Source organism: Micromonospora sp. L32 (genome assembly GCF_052068055.1).
Taxonomy (GTDB): Bacteria; Actinomycetota; Actinomycetes; order Mycobacteriales; family Micromonosporaceae; genus Micromonospora; species Micromonospora purpureochromogenes.
On the sequence record NZ_JBQHDD010000001.1, the window covers coordinates 522,624 to 540,844 of the forward strand.

Sequence of the window (18,221 nt, forward strand, 5' to 3'; positions counted from 1 at the left end):
TTCTCCCCACCGTCACGGTACCGCCGTCAACAGACGGGTGGTGGTCGCGCGCGCCGGGGGCACAGGGCAGGATGAGCGTCATGAGCGAGCGCAGCGGCATTCCCGGCGAGGGCCTGGTGAAGGGGCTGGCGGTCACGCTGAAGACGATGACCAGCCGGTCGACCACCCAGCAGTACCCGGACGTCGCCCCCGAGCTGCCGCCCCGCTCCCGGGGTGTGATCGCGTTGCTGGCGGAGAACTGCACGGTCTGCATGCTCTGCGCCCGGGAGTGCCCCGACTGGTGCATCTACATCGACTCCCACAAGGAGGAGGTGGTGGTGGCCGGGGCCGCCCGCCCCCGCCAGCGCAACGTGCTCGACAAGTTCGACATCGACTTCTCGCTCTGCATGTACTGCGGGATCTGTGTCGAGGTCTGCCCGTTCGACGCGCTCTACTGGTCGCCGGAGTTCGAGTACGCCGAGTACGACATCAAGGACCTGCTGCACGACAAGGACCACCTCGGCCAGTGGATGGGGACGGTCCCGCCGCCGCCCGCCCACGACCACAACGGTGAGCCGGCCAAGGAGGAGGCCACCGCCGCGCGCAAGGCCGCGGCCCCGACCAGCTCCGCCGCCCGCCCCACCGTGGTACGCCCCGAGTCCGGCCCCGCCGCCGACGGGGGTACGCCCTGATGACCGGTGCGGACGTGCTGCTGCTCGCCCTCGGCGCGGTGGCGGTCGGGGCGGGCGTGCTGGTGGTGGGCACCAAGCACCTGGTGCGGGCCGGCCTCTACCTGGTGGTCTGCCTGGGCGCGCTGGCCGGTGACTACCTGGTGCTCACCGCCGAGCTGGTGGCCTGGGTGCAGGTGCTGATCTACGTGGGCGCGGTGGTGGTGCTGCTGCTGTTCGCGGTGATGCTGACCCGCGCCCCGATCGGCGCCTCCGACGACCTGGACCGCCCCGGCTGGCCGGCCGCGCTGATCGGTGCGGGCAGCGGGCTGGGGCTGGCCGTGCTGCTGGTCGACGCGTTCCGCTGGACCCGGGTCGAACTGCCGGCGGCGGGCACCGCCGAGCGCCTGGGTGAGCAGGTCTTCCGCTCCTGGGTGCTGCCGTTCGAGGTGCTCTCGGTGCTGCTGCTCGCCGCCCTGGTCGGCGCGATCGTGCTCTCCCGCCCCGACATCGGCCGCCGCCCCGGCGAGGGCGGCCGCCGGTGAGACCCGTCATCCCGTACGTCACCGCCGCGCTGCTGTTCGGCCTCGGCGTCTACGGCGTGCTGCGCCGCCGCAACGCGGTGCTGGTGCTGATGGCGGTCGAGCTGATGCTCAACGCCGTCAACCTGATCCTGGTCACCGCCGACACCACGGCGAAGGCCGCCCTGCCGCACGGCGGGCAGGTCTTCGCGCTCTTCGTGATCGTGCTGGCCGCCGCCGAGATCGGCGTGGGCCTGGCGATCGTGCTCCAGCTCTACCGGCTGCGGGCCAGCGTCGCCGTGGACGAGGTGCCGCTGACCGAGGCTCCGGCGCTCGTGCCGGCCGAGCGGCTCGCTGCGGGAGCCGGCGTCGAGCGGCTGTCGGGCGGGCCCGCCGACCGGCCGGAGGGGGACCGGTGACCGGGCTGCTCGGGGCCGCGTTGCCGGCCGTACCCCTGGTGGCCGGCCTGATCGGGCTGCTGCTGCCACCGTCGCCGCGCGGCGCGGCCACCGGGGAGGATCGGGCCCGGCGGGTCGCGATCGGCCTCGGGGTGGCCGGCGCGGCCGGGGCGCTGCTGATCGCGCTGCTCCTGCTTGCCCGGGTCGGCGACCCGGTCGAGACCTCCGCGACCTGGATCGACCTGGGCGGGCTGCGGGTCACCCTCGGGGTGCGGCTGGACGGCACCGCTGCCCTGGTCGCGGTGGCCGTCGCGGCGGTCGCGCTGGCCGTGCAGGTCTACTCCACCGCCTACCTGAAGCGGGGCCCGCACGACGACGTCGAGGTCGACCACCGCTACCCGCCGTACGCGGCCCAGATCAGCCTCTTCACCGCCGCGATGCTGCTGGTGGTGGTCGCCGGTGACCTGGTCATGCTGCTGGTCGGCTGGGAGGTGATGGGCCTCTGCTCCTACCTGCTGATCGCCCACGACCGGCGGCTGCCCGAGGCGCCGGCCGCCGCGATGAAGGCGTTCCTGGTCACCCGGGTGGGCGACGTCGGCTTCCTGCTCGGCATCGCGCTGCTCGGCGTCTCGGCGGGCAGTTTCCGGATCGCCGACGTGCTCGCCCACGACCACGCCACCGGCACCCTCACCGCCGCCTGCCTGCTGCTGCTGGCCGGGGTGGCCGGAAAGAGCGCGCAGTTCCCGCTGCACACCTGGCTGCCGGACGCGATGGCCGGCCCGACCCCGATCTCCGCGCTGATCCACGCGGCCACCATGGTCGCCGCCGGCGTGTACGCGGTGGCCCGGCTCTACCCCCTGTTCGAGGCCACCCCGACCGCGCTGGCCGTGCTCGGGGTGATGGCCTCGATCACCCTGCTGCTCGGTGCCCTCGCGGCGACCGCCCAGGACGACCTCAAGCGGGTGCTCGCCTGGTCGACGGTCTCCCAGATCGGCTACATGACCGGGGCGCTCGCCGTCGGCGCGCCGGCCGCCGCGCTGTTCCACCTGCTCACCCACGCCGCCTTCAAGGCGCTGCTCTTCCTCGCCGCCGGTGCGGTGATCCACGCCGTCGGCACCACACTGATGTCCCGGATGGGCGGCCTGCGCCGGGACATGCCGCTGACCTTCTGGTGCACGCTGATCGGGCTCGGCGCGCTGGCCGGGGTGCCGCCGCTGTCGGGCTTCTGGAGCAAGGACGGCGTGCTCGCCGTCGCCGAGGCCGCCGCCCTGGACGGCACCGGCCCCGCACCGGCCTGGGTCGGCTGGCTGGTCTGGCTGGCCGGGCTGCTCGGCGTCGTGATCACCGCCTGGTACGCCACCCGGCTGCTGCTGCGCACGTTCCACGGTGAGCCCCGGATGCCGCTGCTGCGCCCGCACGACCCGCCGGCCGCGATGCGCTGGCCGGTGCTGCTGCTCGCGGTCCCGGCCGCGCTGCTCGGGCTGGTCGGCTTCGTCCAGTCGATCGCCGACCGGCTGCTCGTCCCGACCGTGCCGACGCTGGCGCCGGGGGAGGCGCTGCTCGTCCACGTCGGGCCGGCGCTGCTGCTGCCGACCGCGTTGCTGCTGCTCGGGGCCGGGTTGGCCTGGGCCGGCTGGCGCCGGGACCCGGCCGCCGATCCGGCCCGCGCGCTGGGCCCGCTGCGGCCGGTCTTCGCCCGGGCGTTCCGGCTCGACGACGTCCAGCATGCCCTCGTCGTACGCCCGGCGAGGGCGCTCGCCCGCCTCGCGCGTACCGGTGACGAGGTGGGGGTGGACGGCCTGGTCGAGGGGAGCGGCCGGGGCGCGTCCGGCCTCGGCGGTGGCCTGGCCGCGCTGCACCGGGCGGCGCTGCCCCGCGCGGCGGCGGCGGTGCTGGCCGGCGCGCTGCTGATCGGGTTGGCCACCGTCCTGATCGGAGGACTGCCGTGAGCGCGAGGAGTGAGCCGGTGTTGCGAGCCCCGCAGTCGCGAACCGAGGTGGCCCCGTGAGTCTCGGAGAGTTCCTGCTGGTCGCGGTGCTGGCCCTGCCGGCGGTCGGGGCGGGTCTGGTGGCGGTGACGCCCGGGGAGCGGGTGGCCCGGCTGGTCGGCACGGCGGTGGCCGCGTTGACCCTGGTCGGCGCGGTGCTGCTGGTGTTCGGCGACCACGGCTGGTTCGGCTACGGCCCGGCGCCGGCGGTGCAGCCGTGGCACCAGCTCGACCTGCCCTGGGTGCCCGGCCTGGACCTGCGCTTCCACCTCGGGGTGGACGGGATCTCCTGGCCGCTGGTGGTGCTCACCGCCCTGCTCACCCTGCTCTGCTGCGGCTACACCCTCTGGCGGGTGCCGGCCGGCGGAAGCGGGCGGGCGCTGGTGGCGCTGCTGCTGGTGGTCGAGGTGGGCATCCTCGGCACCTTCCTCGCCCTCGACCTGGTGCTCTTCTTCGCGTTCTTCGAGGTCGTCCTGCTCCCCATGTACGCGATCATCGCGGGCTGGGGCGGCGCGGACCGGCGCCGGGCGGCGCGCAAGTTCGCCCTCTACACGCTCCTCGGCTCGGTGCTGCTGCTGGTCGGCGTCTACGTGGTGGTCGCCGCCGCCGGCACCGCCGACATCGTCGCGCTCACCGGTGGGGCCGGGCTGTCCCGGGGCACCCAGCTGGCGGCGTTCACCCTGCTGGGGCTCGCCTTCGCGGTGAAGGCCCCGCTCTGGCCGCTGCACTCCTGGCTGCCCGACGCGCACACCCAGGCGCCGACCGTCGGCAGCGTGATCCTCGCCGGGGTGCTGCTCAAGATGGGCACGTACGGCCTGATCCGGGTCGCGGTCGGGGTCGCCCCCGAGGGCGCCCGCTGGGCCGCCCCGGTGCTCGGCGTGCTGGCCGTCGCGGCGATCCTGATCGGATCGCTGGTCTGCCTCGCGCAGGACGAGCTGAAGCGGCTGATCGCGTACTCCAGCGTCGGTCACATGGGGTTCGTGCTGCTCGGGGTGGCCACGCTGACCGCCACCGGCATCCAGGCGGCCCTGATCGGCAACATCGCGCACGGGGTGATCACCGGCCTGCTCTTCTTCCTTGCCGGGGCGGTCAAGGACCGTACGCACACCGGCGCGCTCGCCGAGCTGTCCGGGCTGCGGGAGACCGCGCCCCGGCTCGCCGGGCTGCTCGGCTTCGCCGCGGTGGCCTCGCTCGGCCTGCCCGGGCTGGCCGGCTTCTGGGGTGAGGCGTTCGCCGTGTTCGCCGCCGTCCGGCGGGGCGGGCCGCTCTGGACCACGCTGGCCGTGCTGGCCGCGGTGGGCGGGGCGCTCACCGCCGCGTACTTCCTGCGGCTGCTGCGGCAGGTCACCCACGGGCGGCCCAGCCCGGCGGTGGGCCGGCTCGCGCCCGGGCTGGCCGGGGCCGAGCTGACCGCCTGGGCGCCCCTGGTGCTGCTCGCCCTCGCGGTCGGCCTGGCGCCCACGCTGGTGCTCGGCCTCGCCACCGGCCCGGTCGACGCCCTGGTGGGAGTGCTCCGGTGACCGCGCGGACCGCCCCGGTCGACGGCGGCGCGGCGGGTACGCACGGCACGGCGGGACCGCGCGGTCGTGGGCGGAAGTGGACCGGCGAGCGTCGGACGTGCGGCGTGAGGGTCGCGGGCGGAGGCGGCCGGGTGGCCGCGCGGCGGGAGTGGGCGGCATGAGTCTCGTGCAGAGCGTGGACAACGTGGCGCTGCTGCCGGCGTACCTGGCCGCCGGCACCGCCGTACTCGTGCTCCTGGCCGACCTGCTGGTGGCCCGGCGCGGCGCGACGGTGGCCGTGGCCGCCGCGGGCGCCGTCGCCACCGCCGCCGGCGCTGTGCTGGTCGGCGCGGGGGAGACCCGGCGGACCTTCTGCGTCGGCGCCGACTGCTCCTGGGTCCTGGACGGCCGGGCGGCCCTGGTCGCCGCCGTCTTCGCACTGCTCACCCTCGGGGTGCTCGGGCTCTCCGGGCCGCTGCTGCGCGGCGGGCCGACGCCGCCGGGGGAGTTCTGCTTCCTGCTCGCCTGCTCGATGACCGGTGGCGTGGTGCTCGGCGCCGCCGGCGACCTGATCACCCTGATCGTCGCGCTGGAAACCCTCACCCTGCCGCTGTACGTGCTGGTCGGCCTGCGCCGGGGCAGCCTGGCCAGCGCCGAGGCGGCGGTCACCTTCTTCGTGGTCAGCGTGGTCGCGACCACCCTGACCCTGCTCGGCGCGGCGCTGCTCTACGCGGTCACCGGCGGGCTGCACCTGGACCGGCTGGGCGCCATCCTCAACGACCGCCCGGAGCTGCTCGACCTGCCGCTGGCCACCGCCGCCGTCGCGCTCGTGGTACTCGGCCTGGCGTTCAAGGTGGCGGCGGTGCCGTTCCACGCCTGGGCGCCGGCCACCTACGACGGCGCGCCGCTGCCGGTGGCCGCGTACCTCTCCACCGCCTCCAAGCTCGGCGGGGTGGTGGCCCTGCTCGCCGTGGTGCAGCGCGCGCTGCCGGCCGACGTCACCGGCCCGGTGCTCGCCCTGCTCGCCGTGCTGACCATGACGGTCGGCAACCTGGTGGCGCTGCGCCAGCGGCGTACGGTCCGACTGCTCGCCTGGTCGTCGGTGGCCCAGGCCGGCTACATCCTGGCCCCGCTGGGCGCGTTGGCGCTGGCCGCCGGGCGCACCGACGAGGCGCGGGCGGAGGCGTACGCCGCCGCGGTCGCGTACGCGGTCTTCTTCGTGCTGCTGGAGCTGGCGGCCTTCGCGGCGTTGGTGGCGTTGCGCCCGGCCGGCGCGGACGGCGGCACGGTCGACGACCTGCGCGGATCGGCCCGCCGGCAGCCGTGGGTGGCGGCGGCCCTCGCGCTGGCACTGATCGGCCTGGCCGGCCTGCCGCCGGGGCTGGCCGGTCTCTTCGCCAAGGTCACCGTGGTCCGGTCGCTGCTGACCGGTGGTGCCGGCTGGCTGGCTCTGGTGGTGGCGGTCAACGCGGTGATCGGGCTGGCCTACTACCTGCGCCTCGCCGCCACCCTGTACGCCGGCGACGCCCGGGACGTCCGTTCCGGCGAGGAAGGCGGGGCGCCGGCTGCCGGCGGCCGGGTGGCCTGGACGGTCACCACCGCGCTGGCCCTGGCCACCGCGCTGGCCGTGGTGGTCGGCTGCGCCCCGCAGCTCGTCCTCGACCTCGCCGCTCGCTGATCCCTTCCCCTGCCTACCAGGCCTCCCCGCCTCCTTTCGCCCCCCCGGCCACACCCGTCGCGACCTCGCCGCCCCCTTCCGCCACCGCCCGCACAGTTTCGACTCCTCGCGCCCTCGTCACCCCTGCCGAGCGGTTTGCGGCGAGTCGCGGTGTCCGGCCGAGAGATGCCGCGACACGCCGCAAAGCGCGCGAGGTCGCGCTCCCAGCGCGCCCACAGCGACCTCCAGCCAACTCACAGTCATGAGCAGGATGGTTGACGGGTACCGGTGACGTTGGACCGGTCAGCGGGTCCCGCGTGGCCCGCGCACCGAAGGAGTGATCGTGCATCACAACCGTCTGAAGACCGCAGCGCTGCTCGGCCTGTTGACCTCGCTGATCCTCGCGGTCGGCTACTGGTTCGGCGGCAGCGGCGGCCTCGTCATCGCCGTCGTCGTCTCGTTGCTGATGAACGGTGTGTCCTACTTCTTCTCCGACAAGCTGGCGCTGCGCTCGATGCGGGCGCAACCGGTCAGCGAGGCCGAATTCCCCGAGCTGTACCGGATGGTCCGTGAGCTGGCCACCGAGGCGCGGCAGCCGATGCCCCGCCTGTACGTCAGCCCGACCTCGCAGCCCAACGCGTTCGCGACCGGGCGTAACCCGGCCCACGCGGCGGTCTGCGTCACGCAGGGGATCACCGAGATCCTGGACTACCGGGAGCTGCGCGGGGTGATCGGCCACGAGCTGTCGCACGTCTACAACCGGGACATCCTCATCTCCAGCGTGGCGGCCGGCCTGGCCGGCATCATCACCGCGCTGGCCAACATCGCCTGGTTCATCCCGCTGGGCGGTGGCGACGACGAGGACGCCCCGAACCCGGTCGTGCTGCTGCTCACCCTGATCCTCGGCCCGATCGCGGCCACCGTGATCCAGCTGGCGATCAGCCGGAGCCGGGAGTTCCAGGCGGACGCCTCCGGCGCCCAGCTCACCCGGGACCCGCTGGCCCTGGCCAGCGCCCTCAAGAAGATCCACATGGGTACCCAGAAGCGTCCGCTGCCCGCGCAGGGTCAGCTGACCAGCACCGCCCACCTGATGATCGACAACCCGTTCAAGCGGGGCGGCGGCATCGCCGCGCTCTTCTCCACCCACCCCCGGATGGAGGAGCGGGTCGCCCGACTGGAGCAGTTGGCCGCCAACAGCGGCCCGGTGCAGTTCCAGCGCTGACGGACGACACCCGCGCCCGCGTCCGGTTCGCCGGCCGCGGGCGCGGTCGTGTCCGCGGGCACTAACCGTTTCCCTCGCGGCGAGACCGGCGTTAGGGTCGAAACGTCTCTCACCCATTACACCTCTGGAGGTCGACCGTGGCCGCACTGCGCCAGTACCTGGGCGTCTGGCGGATCCCCGGCGCGCCGATGCTGCTGGTCTTCGGCATCATCGGCCGGCTCGGGATCGGCATGACGCCACTGGCGCTGCTGCTGGTGGTGGAGCAGGTGACCGGGCGATACTCGCTCGCCGCGGTCGCCGGAGGCGTCTACGCCCTCTCCGGCGCCGCGCTCAGCCCCGTCGCCGGCCGGATCGCCGACCGGATCGGTCCCACCCGGGTGCTGCTGGCCACCGCCGTCGCCCACCCGCTGGCGCTCTTCGGCCTGCTCTGGGCGAGCCGCGCGGAGGCCGGCGGCCTCGGCCTGATCTACCTGGCCGCGGGGATCGCCGGTGCGACCTACCCGCCGCTGACCGCCGCGATCCGGGGTGCCTGGAACGACCTCACCGGCCCGAACTCCGGGCGGTACCACCTGCGCAACACGGCGCTGGCCGCCGAGACCTCGCTCTTCGAGGTCGTCTTCGTGCTCGGCCCGCTGCTGGTGGCCGGCTTCGTGCTCGTCGCCGACGCTGCTGCCGCGCTGGTCGGCGCCGCCCTGGTCACCCTGGTCGGCACGGCGGCCGTGGCGCTGGGGCGGGTGATGCGCGGCTGGCAGCCGCACCCGCGCGAGCACCACGCCCGGGGTCTCGGCCCACTGCGGGTGGGCGGCTTCCCCGCGCTGCTGGTCTGCGTCGCCAGCCTCGGCATCGCGTTCGGCGCGGCCGGGGTGATCGTGCCGGCCTTCGCCGGTGACCAGCCCACCGCCGACCCGGAGAGCCTCGCCGGCATCCTGCTCGCCGTCTGGGGCGTCGGCAGCGCCGCCGGGGGTTTCTGGTTCGGCGTACGCAAGCCGTCGGCGAACATGACCCGCCAGTTCGCCTGGCTCCTCGGCGCGGTGGCCGCCAGCTTCGCCGTCTTCGCGGTGATGCCCGGCCCGGCGGCGCTGGGTGTCGCGCTGGTGGTCGGTGGCGCCACCATCGCGCCGGCGCTCACCCTGGAGAACACCCTGGTCGGGCGGATCGCCCCGCCCGGCATGCTGAACGAGGCGTACACCTGGGTGGTGACCATGTCGGTCGCGGCGAGCGCCGCCGGCGGCGCGGTGGCCGGGCTGATCGTCGACCACGCCGGCGGCGTGCCGTGGGCGTTCCTCTTCGCCGGGGCCGCGGTGGCCGTCGGGGCCGCGGTGGCCGCGATGCCCGCCGGGCCGATCGCCCGGGCCGAGGCGACAGCGGTACGCGCGGAGCAACCGAGCCTGGTCTGACTGGCCCCCATGGCCGGAAGCGGCGTCGCGGCCGTTCCCCCTGAGGAACGGCCGCGACGGCCTGCATTCCCCTGATCGGGGTACAGCGTCGGAATGTTTCTCTTCTTCTCGAACCGGGTGGGGTGCCTCGGCTCCCTGTTGATCAGCGCGATCCTGACCGTGGTGCTGTTGTTGATCTTCTCTCGCTGAACAACCCGGCGTTGAGGTGCTAGCCAGGTGGTGACGGTGGCTCGAGTGGGCGTCCTTTCGCGCGGGCCGCGTCGGCGATGGCGACCCCGGCCAGGACCGCGGTCGCGGCGAGGGCGGCCAGCAGCGGCGACACGAACAGCATCGCCGGTGCCAGGACGGCCAGCACGAGCACGCCGATCGGCCGATCCAGGGACACGCGGCTGAATACCGCGTACTCGAAGCCGGCGCGCCCGGCCAGGAACAGCACGGGTCCGCCGAGGATGACGGCGACCCAGGCCGGCTGCGGGTGTCCGAGTGGATGGGCGATGACGAGTTCGACGCCGACGGAGGTGACGACGACCGCCGGCCACCATGATCGGCTGGGAGTATGTCGCCGAGAAGGCGACGCGGGTCGGGTCCGGGGCCGCTGCGACAGCCTCGGCCAACAGTTCCCGGGCGCGGTAGATGTAGATCCGCCAGAACAGCACCGTGATGACGAACGACACCACGAACGCCGCGCTCCGATCAGCCGCGAAAGCCGCTGCCATAGCGAACGGATATCTCCCCCGCGGACAGGCGCCGCTTGAACGGCATGGCCAAGCCTCAGCTCATGGATGCATCCTGCCGGGAGAGTCGAGAACGGCTTCTGCCAGGTCCGCCGGGAACATTCGCTTGACGCTCGCGGCGTACTCGCTCCCGTCCAAGGGTCGGCTCACCTGGTCACCATCTACCCGCACCGGCAAGGAGACACCCGAGGTAACCCCCGGCTCCGGTGCGCCTTCGCACAGCGCCCAGGCAAACGACGAGGAACCGTCCCGTCCAAGCAGTCGGACGTTGCATGTACCCGGACCGCTGAGCAACTTGCCAGGCAAGAGCGAGGCGAGCCGCTTTTCCTCAACCTGGACAGCAGCGGTGCCGCGGTCGGGCAATAGGTACTCCGGCTCAGAACAGCCAGCGAGTAGCACGACCGCCATGCCGAGCCAAGCGGCGAACCGGCGAGTCACCCACCGATCATCGCACGTTCCATGGCTGGGCAGGTCCCGCGAAAGCAGCCAAGCGGGCAGACGAGACCTGCGCCCGCGGCGAGCGCAGCGACAGTCGGGTTCGAGTGGGAGCGCCAGCGCCTACCGTTGGCCGTCCGGCGACAGGTGGGGTGCCAGGTAGCGGATCAGGGGTCCGTGTGGATCGCGATAGTCAAGAACGATGTCCGGTTCACCGCCGGTCGATGAGGTTGGCTCGCTCGTTCCTTGGACGTCGCCACTGTCCTGCGTGGGGATGCCGGCCGTCACGCTGATATTCACGTGCCGCACGCCACGGTCTGTCTCCGTAGCGAGTCCGCTCACGATGACGACAACAGTCCAACCCTCTTCGTGCCGCTCCGGCAGCAGGCTGCTGCCGTCATCCAGATCCGGTTCCCCGGGCAGGCAGCGGCAGATCCGGCCACGGGGCGTGCAGTTCCTGTCGGAAAGATCAGGCACGTCGCGCCATTCACTGAGGCTTGACTCCACCTCCTGGAGGCGTGACGAGCCCGGGTGCGTGTTACATGGCTCTGCGTGGGCGGGCAGACTACGCCCTGGCGAAGCCGGCGGCAGAGCGGTTCCGCACGCCGTCGACGCGGCTCACGTCCAGGCGGTCGTCAGGCCGCACGGTGGGACGGCCACTGCGGAGGATCTAGTGGTCGTCCTTCTCCTCGTCTTCCTTTTCCTCGTCCTTCTTTTCCTCGCCCTTCTTCTCGTCGTTCTTACCCTCACCTGGGGGCGGGACGGGCCGGATGGTCTGGCCGGCGACGGAGAAATTCGACCGGCAGACGGTCCCGTTGATCGTGAAGGTGGTGGGAAGGGAGTTCACCCCTTGGTAAGTCCCGTCCACGCGAGCGGTGACGGACTTCTTCGCAGGCAGTGCATCGCCCCGCACCTCCACCGAACGGCCCTTCTGTTTCCATGCACCTGGAGAGCCGCGCAGAAGCCGCTGCTCGCCTGGAAGGTCGAAGGTCAGCCGCCAGGTGTTGATGGCCGTGGTTCCGGTGTTGGAGATGCTGACAGTGCTGGAGAAACGGCCGTTGACGGCCCGCCGGACGGTGTACTGGACACTGCACTCTGGTTTACGCTCGCCCATTCCGGCGACGGCGCTGGGCGTGCCAACCAGGGCCTCATCCTCTCCCTGACCTGCTGTGTGATTCAGCCAAGCGGCAGCGAATACGCCCGGGAACAGCAGGGCGGCGGCGCCAGTGGCCGCGACCTGGCGACGTCTGCTCGGCAACAGTTGTCGCCAGCGGGCTAGAAGCTGCTCGTACGGGCCTGGTGCCAGCAGCCCAACCGCGATCTTGGTTAGGTTGCCGGCACCGCCGGTCGCTCGGCCCGGTACAGCGACCTTCGTCGGACCTGCCTTGGCCGTGGCCTCCTGTTGGGGCAGCACGAGCGTGGCGGCCGAGAGCCCAGCAACGTCGCTGAGGACCATGGCAACCTCGGCCGCGTTTGGCCGCTGGGCTGGCTCCTTGCCAAGGCACCGCCGACACAACTCCGTCACCTCGGGCGGGAGTTCCTCGATGGGCGGCAAGGCGGCTGGCTCCTGATACCGGTGCGCGACCAGCATCTGGGTGGTGCTGGAGGCGTGCCACGGCAGAGTCCCGGCCAGTGCCCGATAGAGCAACAGACCCAGCGCATACACGTCCGTCGCCGGCTGCACCAACCCTTTCTGCAGCCGTTCGGGAGCTAGGTACGCCGGTGTACCGAGCAGCGGGCCGGCCGAACCATCCGCGTCGCCGGAAGCGGCCGAGAGCCCGAAGTCCACCAACTTGGCCCCTGCCGCGGTCACCATCACGTTGCCGGGTTTGACATCACGATGAACGACGCCGCGGTCATGGGCCGCCGCCAGCGCGGCGGCGACCTGGGCGCAGATCAGCACAGCCAGTCGCCACGGCAGCGCACCGCCGGTCAGCAGTTGTGCCAGCGAGCGGCCTTCAACGACCTCCATGACGACATAGGGCAGCCGGCGCCCGGCGCCGTCGGCCGCCTCGCCGTAGTCGTAGACCTCCACGATGTTCGGGTGGCGCAACCGCGCCGCCGAACGAGCTTCCAGCCGGACACGCTGCAGTAGTTGCGGGTCGGCGGCCAGCTCCGGCGAGAGCATCTTGACCGCGACGTCTCGTCCGAGCACCTCGTCGTGGGCCCGCCAGACGACCGACATGCCGCCCGCGCCCAGGCGGTCCACCAGCCGGTACCGGCCGTTGAGCAGATGCCCGCTCTCCATGACGGTAGCGGTGCCCAGGCGGGCACCGGACGAAACAGTGACCCGACGTGTCCGTGCGGCGCCGGCTCGACCAGCAGGACGGATCAGCGGCTGGGCAGGACTCGCACGAGTTGTGCCAGCCCAGCGGCGAGAGTCTGGTAACCGGCCTCGGAGATCTTGTTTTCCTTCCGCAGTTCGGCGACTTTTTCGCCGAACTCCGCTAGCTTTTCCCGGGCCTTGTCCTCCTCCCCGGCAGCTTGCTTCTCGGCGGCTTCCCGCAGTCGCTTTGTCAGCTCCTCAGCGGCCTTCGGAGTCAACTGCCCGTTCTCAGCGAGCCCCACGATAGTGGTGCGCAGCCCCGCGATGAGCTGGGTGGCGTTCAGGCTTGGGCGGGGGGACGGCTTCACCGTTGGTGAGGCTGACGGAGACTCTGACGGCTCCTCGGCCATCGCCGCGTCAGCAGCCTCCGGTGCAACGTCCCCGCTGGCCACAGGGACCCCCGGCCCGGCTGCGGACGGTTCAGGATCGCCGCCCGTGAACGTCACCACCATGGCCGCAAGGAGCACCGCGACCAGAGCACCAGCCACAGCCGCCCACATGAACCACCGCGTCGCGTCGGTCTCGGCCCGCCGGTGTCCGCCTCTCCGCACCATCGGCATCGTGCGGGTCGCCGAGTCCGGACCGGGAGCGGTAGGGGTGGCAGGAAAGTCGGAAGTCACGCCAGAGCCCCCGCGGCCATCCAGGCGACGAGGTTCAACGGTGTGTCGCACCCGTCGGGGGACTGGTGCTGGGCCAGCTCACGGCAGTCCAGATGGACTCTTCTGGAGAGAGAAGTGTGTCGCTTCATCGGCTCAACAGCACCACGCCGAGAGCAATGGATCCGACCACAAGGATGATTCCCCCAAACATGGCATACGACCACCACGGATCCGAGCGCCTCGACAGAACGGGGACAGGGCGAGTCGGCGAGTTCCATCCGTGAGAGGTCGAGGGCGTGGCATTGGAAACGTTGACGTGGGGCCACCGAGCGGACGACGTGCGGTGTGCTGACTGGGCCATGACACAACTCCCTAGGGCGTACCGGGCGGGCGTCCGAGGCTGGTCTGGGCGCGTCGCTGACGCTGAACACCTCTACGCTCCGCCGCCGCGCCGCGCCTACACCGCCCTTCCCATCGGCGTGGCAGACGGGACGGGCGTTACACCTGAGTCGTTGCCGCTGCACCTGGCGCGGGTGGCCGTCGGCAGCATCGGTGACGCGAACACTCCGAGGGCGAGGACGCGGGCGGACACAGCCGGACGGGGCGCGGAGTTCTCACCAGCGAGGAATCGGAACAGCAGCGGAGGAGCTAGCTGGCACGCGGGGTGTACATGATGACGGCCACGCCGGTGAGGCAGATGGCTGCACCGATGACGTCGTAGCGGTCGGGGCGGAACCTGTCGACGACCATGCCCCAGGCGAGGGAGCCGGCGACAAAGATTCCGCCGTAGGCGGCGAGGATGCGGCCGAAATTCGGGTCGGGTTGGAAGGTGGCGACGAAGCCGTAGAGCCCGAGCGCGATGACTCCGGCCGCTATCCGGAGCAGCCCGCGGTTTTCCCGCCAGCCCTGCCACACCAGCCAGGCGCCGCCGATTTCGGCGAGCGCTGCGAGTAGGAACAGCAGGATTGAGCGGGCAACCGTCACGCGTCGGACCGTAGCGTGACCACCTGGCGGTCGTGCTGGTCGGGTTGGCCGCAGGAGCAGTTGCCGCCGGCGCAGCCGGTGGTGTGGCGGCGTTTGGTGGCCCACCACCAGGACAGGCCGGCGAGCACGGCCAGGGCGACGGCGACGCCGGGCAGGAAACGGTTGACCGCGGCCCAGCCGGCACCGCCGAGAACCCCGGCTGCCAGCAGCGGCGGCAGGATGCAGCAGGCGGCGCAGGCGGCTCCTGCGAGTCCGGTCATGCTGGAGGGGAGGAGGCGGCGCAGCCGGTCAGCAGGTGTCGGCACGGTCGTTCCTTTCGCCGAGTTCCGCAAAGGGCAGGGGGCAGCAGGAGCTGCTGGCACAGGCGACCAGGTCGTCGCAGCCGGCCGAGATGGCGGCGCGCAGGGTGTCGCGGATGACGGTCAGGTCTGCCAACCTCCGTTCCACCTCGACGAGCTTGTCCTTTGCCCGTGCCTGGAGTCCGGCGTCGGGTCGGCCGCTGTGCTGATGTCGGCCCGCGTCGAGCAGGTCGGCGACCTCGTTGAGGGTGAAGCCGAGGCGCTGTGCGGTCTTGATGACCCGCAGCAGGGTGACCGTGTCGGACGGGTAGAGCCGATGCCCGCCCGGCGACCGCTGGGGAGAGGCAAGTAGTCCCCGGCGCTCGTAGTAGCGCAGCGTCTGCAAGTTGACGCCGGCCGCGTCGGCCAGCTGGCCGCTGCGTAGCCCCGATCCGGTCATTTCTGGCCCCGGACAGACGTCGCCCGTTCGGCGAGGGCATCGAGGACGTCGACGTGTGCCGCCGGTACCCGGACGTCCAGGCTCAGCGAGTCCGGGCTGGGTCGCATGATGTCGAAAGCGAAGAACGAACAGCAGGACGATTCACGGTCCGTCAGATCCCGCGCAGTCTCCTCCACCTGCTCCGCGCCGTCGAGCTGCAATCGCAGATGCTGTGCCGACAGCCGGTCGACACCCTGGACCGCATCGCGGAAGAACTGATCGAACTCGGCGAGCCGCAGCGGCCGTTCGTACGTCGGCAGGGTGCACGCATCCGGCGCCCAGGAGTCATCCGTGGTGACATGTCGATCGCTCATACTCCGACGGTAAGCCTGTACCTAGGTACCGGATGCAAGCCCCGGTCGGTGGAGGGATCCAGGCCGTCGCCAGGCCGTCAGAGGTCGGACAAGCCCACCAAAGATGGCCATTGGCGACGACGGTTGCGCAGGTAGCGCGACGTGGTCCAGACGGTGACCTGCGCGCAGAGAGGGCCTTACCGGTAGTTGGTGAACTGCAGGGCCACGCCGAAGTCCTCGCCCTTGAGCAGCGCGATGACGGCCTGCAGGTCGTCCTTCTTCTTGCCGGTGACGCGCAGCTGGTCACCCTGGATCTGGGCCTGGACGCCCTTCGGGCCCTCGTCGCGAATCTTCTTGCTGATCGCCTTGGCCTTGTCCGAGTCGATGCCCTGGATCACCTTGCAGTCGATCTTGAAGACCTTGCCCGAGGAGCGCGGTTCGCCGGCATCCAGCGACTTCAGCGAGATGTTCCGCTTGACCAGCTTCTCCTTGAAGACGTCCAGCGCGGCGCTGACCCGCTCCTCGGTCTCCGCCTGGAGGCTGATCGCCTCCTCGCCCGACCAGGAGATCTCCGCGCCGGTGCCGCGGAAGTCGAACCGCTGCGCGAGCTCCTTCTCCGCCTGACGGAGGGCGTTGTCGACCTCCTGGCGATCGACCTTGCTCACGATGTCGAACGACGGGTTCGCTGCCATGCTCATGCTCCTGCTGTCCGGCGGTCTGTCACGTACCGTCGCCCGCTGACCAGCGGCACGACCCCCTGACCGTACCCGGTTGCGGCGGCCCCGGGGGCAACCGCTATCCTTGGCGTCGCTGCCGCGCGCGAGTGCGGTGGTACGCCCTGGCGGGTTGCCCGAGCGGCCAATGGGAGCGGACTGTAAATCCGTCGCGAAAGCTTCAGAGGTTCGAATCCTCTACCCGCCACCAGGTGCGACAAAGGCCCCTGACCAGCAGAAATGCGGGTCGGGGGCCAATCTCGTTCGGTCCCGCTGAGTCCAGCCGTCGCCCGCCGTCGATCACAGTCCGGGGGCGTATCGGGGGGAGCTATACCGGCGAAGCTGCGGCCAGGGGAGAGCGTAATGGCTCAGTGGCAGCTTGACGTGGCTTCGCTCACCAAGGGCTTCGTCTCGCTTGGGCCAGAAGTGGCGGAGGTACAACTACGATCCGGGGGTGGTTCGCGCGGAGAGCCGGAGAGATGAGCAGCGGTTACGCCGCATTGAGGCCGTGACTGATGCGGCCCTGTCTCGACTCGATGCCGCCGACCTCTTCGACGAGCTACTCGACCGAGTCCGCGACCTAATGCAGGTTGACACGGCCGCCATCCTCCTGCTCGATGTACCCGCCCGGCAGTTGGTGGCAACTGCGGCAAAGGGGCTGGAGGAGGAGGTCCGCCAGGGCTTCCGCATCTCGGTCGGTCGAGGGTTCGCCGGCCGAATCGCCCTGACCCAGCAGCCAGTGATCATCGAGCAGGTCACCTCGGACAACGTGGTGAACCCGATCCTGCTGCAAACCGGTGTCCAGTCCCTGCTGGGCGTACCGATCATCGCTCGTGCCGAACTTGTCGGCGTTCTGCACGTCGGCACCCTTACGCCGCGCCGGTTCACCCCCGACGACGTCCGCCTGCTGGAACTGGTCGCCGATCGGGTCAGCCTGGCCAGCCGGGCTCGCGCGAACACGCTGGATCAGGCAACCGCCCTGGCTCTGCAACGTAGCCTGATCCCCACCGAACTGCCCGAGGTGCCCGGCCTTGAGATGGCCGGCCGGTACGTGCCGGGTCACGCCTCTGGCGTCGGCGGTGACTGGTACGACGTGTTCACCCTTCCCTCCGGTTGGCTGGGCGTGGTCATGGGTGATGTGTCGGGTCATGGGTTGCAGTCTGCGGTGGTGATGGGACGCGTCCGCAGTGCGCTTCGCGCGTACGCCCTGGTCTGCGATGACCCCGCAGAGGCGCTGACCCTTCTCGATCGAAAGGTGGCTCATTTCGAGGCCGGCAGCCTGACCACCGCGTTGTACGCGATGATCTCTCCGGATGCCTCCACCGTGCACGTCTCCCTGGCCGGACACCCCCGGCCGGTCCTGGCCGTTCCCGGTGAGTCGACCACAATGCTTCCCGCGCACATCGACCCTCCGCTGGGCATCGGCCCCCGGCAGCCGCAGCGGCGCACGACCAGCCTCGACTTTCCACCCGGCGCGGTCCTCGTCTTCTACACCGACGGGCTCGTCGAACGCCGGGGCGAACTGCTCGATGCCGGTATGGCTCGTCTGATGGCCGCCGTTCCGTTGGCTCCCGTCGAGACCGTGTGTCAGACCGTCATGGCGACCCTCGACGCGGAGCACCCGGATGACGACATCGCTTTGTTGGCCATCCGCCGGCTGACCAACTAGAACGCCTGCGCGAGCCTGCGGTTCACCAACTACAGGTAAGGGACCCCGGCCGGCCTGGTCTTCGGGCCGACCACGCCGTGTCACCTCGGCAGACGTCGTCACCAGTGGTCGTCGTTGCGCTCACGGTCGGCCTCCGACGGCCTGGACCTGGTCCTCGTCGACCCGCCCGAAACCTGCACCCCGCCCCGGCGGAAGTTCACAAGTCCCGCTCCGCCTCGGCCTGCCGAAGCGCAGCCCACGACACCGGCACAGCCACAATCCCGGTACACAGCACGGCTACGAGCGAGAGAACTACCCAAGGCCAATGGCGCGATGATTGAACCAACGGATCGCCGCCGCCGCCCGGCGACCCGGCAAAGCTGG

General features: G+C 71.5%; 18 protein-coding genes and 1 tRNA gene. 10 read left to right on the plus strand and 9 right to left on the minus strand.

All coding sequences use genetic code 11. The features are described 5' to 3' along the window. The first annotated feature begins 80 nt into the window (after positions 1-80). The 8 genes from ACTMTB_RS02570 to ACTMTB_RS02605 all read left to right on the plus strand — a co-directional run bounded on the left by ACTMTB_RS02570 (position 81) and on the right by ACTMTB_RS02605 (position 9,328). On the plus strand, positions 81-671 hold the full coding sequence (locus ACTMTB_RS02570; RefSeq protein ID WP_280836989.1) for a NuoI/complex I 23 kDa subunit family protein: 591 nt from the start codon (positions 81-83) through the stop codon (positions 669-671). After that, entirely contained in the window at positions 671-1,192 is a 522-nt protein-coding gene (locus tag ACTMTB_RS02575; protein WP_441142302.1) for an NADH-quinone oxidoreductase subunit J family protein, read from the plus strand. The genes ACTMTB_RS02570 and ACTMTB_RS02575 overlap by 1 nt, the downstream gene beginning before the upstream one ends. Beyond that, complete coding sequence (nuoK, locus tag ACTMTB_RS02580; protein ID WP_441142303.1) at positions 1,189-1,587, plus strand: NADH-quinone oxidoreductase subunit NuoK; 399 nt, start codon at positions 1,189-1,191, stop codon at positions 1,585-1,587. The genes ACTMTB_RS02575 and nuoK overlap by 4 nt, the downstream gene beginning before the upstream one ends. Next, entirely contained in the window at positions 1,584-3,515 is a 1,932-nt protein-coding gene (locus tag ACTMTB_RS02585) for an NADH-quinone oxidoreductase subunit 5 family protein (RefSeq protein WP_441142304.1), read from the plus strand. Before nuoK ends, ACTMTB_RS02585 begins: the two co-directional genes overlap by 4 nt. Positions 3,516-3,570: 55 nt before the next feature. After that, positions 3,571-5,073, plus strand: coding sequence for a complex I subunit 4 family protein (locus tag ACTMTB_RS02590; protein WP_441142305.1), 1,503 nt, complete (start codon positions 3,571-3,573; stop codon positions 5,071-5,073). A 157-nt stretch (positions 5,074-5,230) separates the two neighbouring features. Beyond that, a complete protein-coding gene (locus ACTMTB_RS02595) occupies positions 5,231-6,730 on the plus strand; it encodes an NADH-quinone oxidoreductase subunit N (protein WP_441142306.1) in 1,500 nt (499 codons plus the stop codon). A 322-nt stretch (positions 6,731-7,052) separates the two neighbouring features. Further along, positions 7,053-7,931 carry a zinc metalloprotease HtpX gene (gene htpX / locus ACTMTB_RS02600; protein ID WP_358000201.1) on the plus strand — a complete coding sequence of 293 codons (879 nt, stop codon included), beginning with the start codon at positions 7,053-7,055 and terminating at the stop codon, positions 7,929-7,931. A 137-nt stretch (positions 7,932-8,068) separates the two neighbouring features. Further along, positions 8,069-9,328, plus strand: coding sequence for an MFS transporter (locus tag ACTMTB_RS02605; protein ID WP_441142307.1), 1,260 nt, complete (start codon positions 8,069-8,071; stop codon positions 9,326-9,328). A gap of 208 nt (positions 9,329-9,536) precedes the next feature. On the opposite strand, the gene ACTMTB_RS02610 is transcribed toward ACTMTB_RS02605, so the two are convergent. The 9 genes from ACTMTB_RS02610 to ACTMTB_RS02650 all read right to left on the minus strand — a co-directional run bounded on the left by ACTMTB_RS02610 (position 9,537) and on the right by ACTMTB_RS02650 (position 16,168). Further along, entirely contained in the window at positions 9,537-10,112 is a 576-nt protein-coding gene (locus tag ACTMTB_RS02610) for a low temperature requirement protein A (protein WP_441142618.1), read from the minus strand. A 508-nt stretch (positions 10,113-10,620) separates the two neighbouring features. Further along, complete coding sequence (locus ACTMTB_RS02615; RefSeq protein WP_441142308.1) at positions 10,621-11,004, minus strand: hypothetical protein; 384 nt, start codon at positions 11,002-11,004, stop codon at positions 10,621-10,623. A gap of 163 nt (positions 11,005-11,167) precedes the next feature. Further along, positions 11,168-12,745, minus strand: a complete 1,578-nt coding sequence (locus ACTMTB_RS02620) for a protein kinase domain-containing protein (protein ID WP_441142309.1) — start codon at positions 12,743-12,745, stop codon at positions 11,168-11,170. Positions 12,746-12,828: 83 nt separating this feature from the next. Beyond that, complete coding sequence (locus ACTMTB_RS02625) at positions 12,829-13,131, minus strand: FIMAH domain-containing protein (RefSeq protein ID WP_441142310.1); 303 nt, start codon at positions 13,129-13,131, stop codon at positions 12,829-12,831. Between the two features lie 939 nt (positions 13,132-14,070). Further along, the gene (locus ACTMTB_RS02630) at positions 14,071-14,406 is read right to left on the minus strand and encodes a YnfA family protein (protein WP_441142311.1); all 336 of its coding nucleotides are present in this window, start codon (positions 14,404-14,406) and stop codon (positions 14,071-14,073) included. After that, positions 14,403-14,711 carry a hypothetical protein gene (locus ACTMTB_RS02635; RefSeq protein ID WP_441142312.1) on the minus strand — a complete coding sequence of 103 codons (309 nt, stop codon included), beginning with the start codon at positions 14,709-14,711 and terminating at the stop codon, positions 14,403-14,405. Before ACTMTB_RS02635 ends, ACTMTB_RS02630 begins: the two co-directional genes overlap by 4 nt. After that, positions 14,695-15,144, minus strand: a complete 450-nt coding sequence (locus ACTMTB_RS02640) for a MerR family transcriptional regulator (protein ID WP_441142313.1) — start codon at positions 15,142-15,144, stop codon at positions 14,695-14,697. Before ACTMTB_RS02640 ends, ACTMTB_RS02635 begins: the two co-directional genes overlap by 17 nt. Next, positions 15,141-15,497, minus strand: coding sequence for a hypothetical protein (locus ACTMTB_RS02645; protein WP_441142314.1), 357 nt, complete (start codon positions 15,495-15,497; stop codon positions 15,141-15,143). The genes ACTMTB_RS02640 and ACTMTB_RS02645 overlap by 4 nt, the downstream gene beginning before the upstream one ends. Positions 15,498-15,673: 176 nt before the next feature. After that, entirely contained in the window at positions 15,674-16,168 is a 495-nt protein-coding gene (locus ACTMTB_RS02650; RefSeq protein WP_441142315.1) for a YajQ family cyclic di-GMP-binding protein, read from the minus strand. Between the two features lie 148 nt (positions 16,169-16,316). On the opposite strand from ACTMTB_RS02650, the gene ACTMTB_RS02655 reads away from it, so the two are divergent. Both ACTMTB_RS02655 and ACTMTB_RS02660 read left to right on the plus strand, forming a co-directional pair. Further along, a tRNA-Tyr gene (locus ACTMTB_RS02655) sits at positions 16,317-16,400 on the plus strand. A gap of 243 nt (positions 16,401-16,643) precedes the next feature. Further along, positions 16,644-17,858, plus strand: coding sequence for a PP2C family protein-serine/threonine phosphatase (locus ACTMTB_RS02660; protein WP_441142316.1), 1,215 nt, complete (start codon positions 16,644-16,646; stop codon positions 17,856-17,858). The last annotated feature ends 363 nt before the right edge of the window (positions 17,859-18,221 follow it).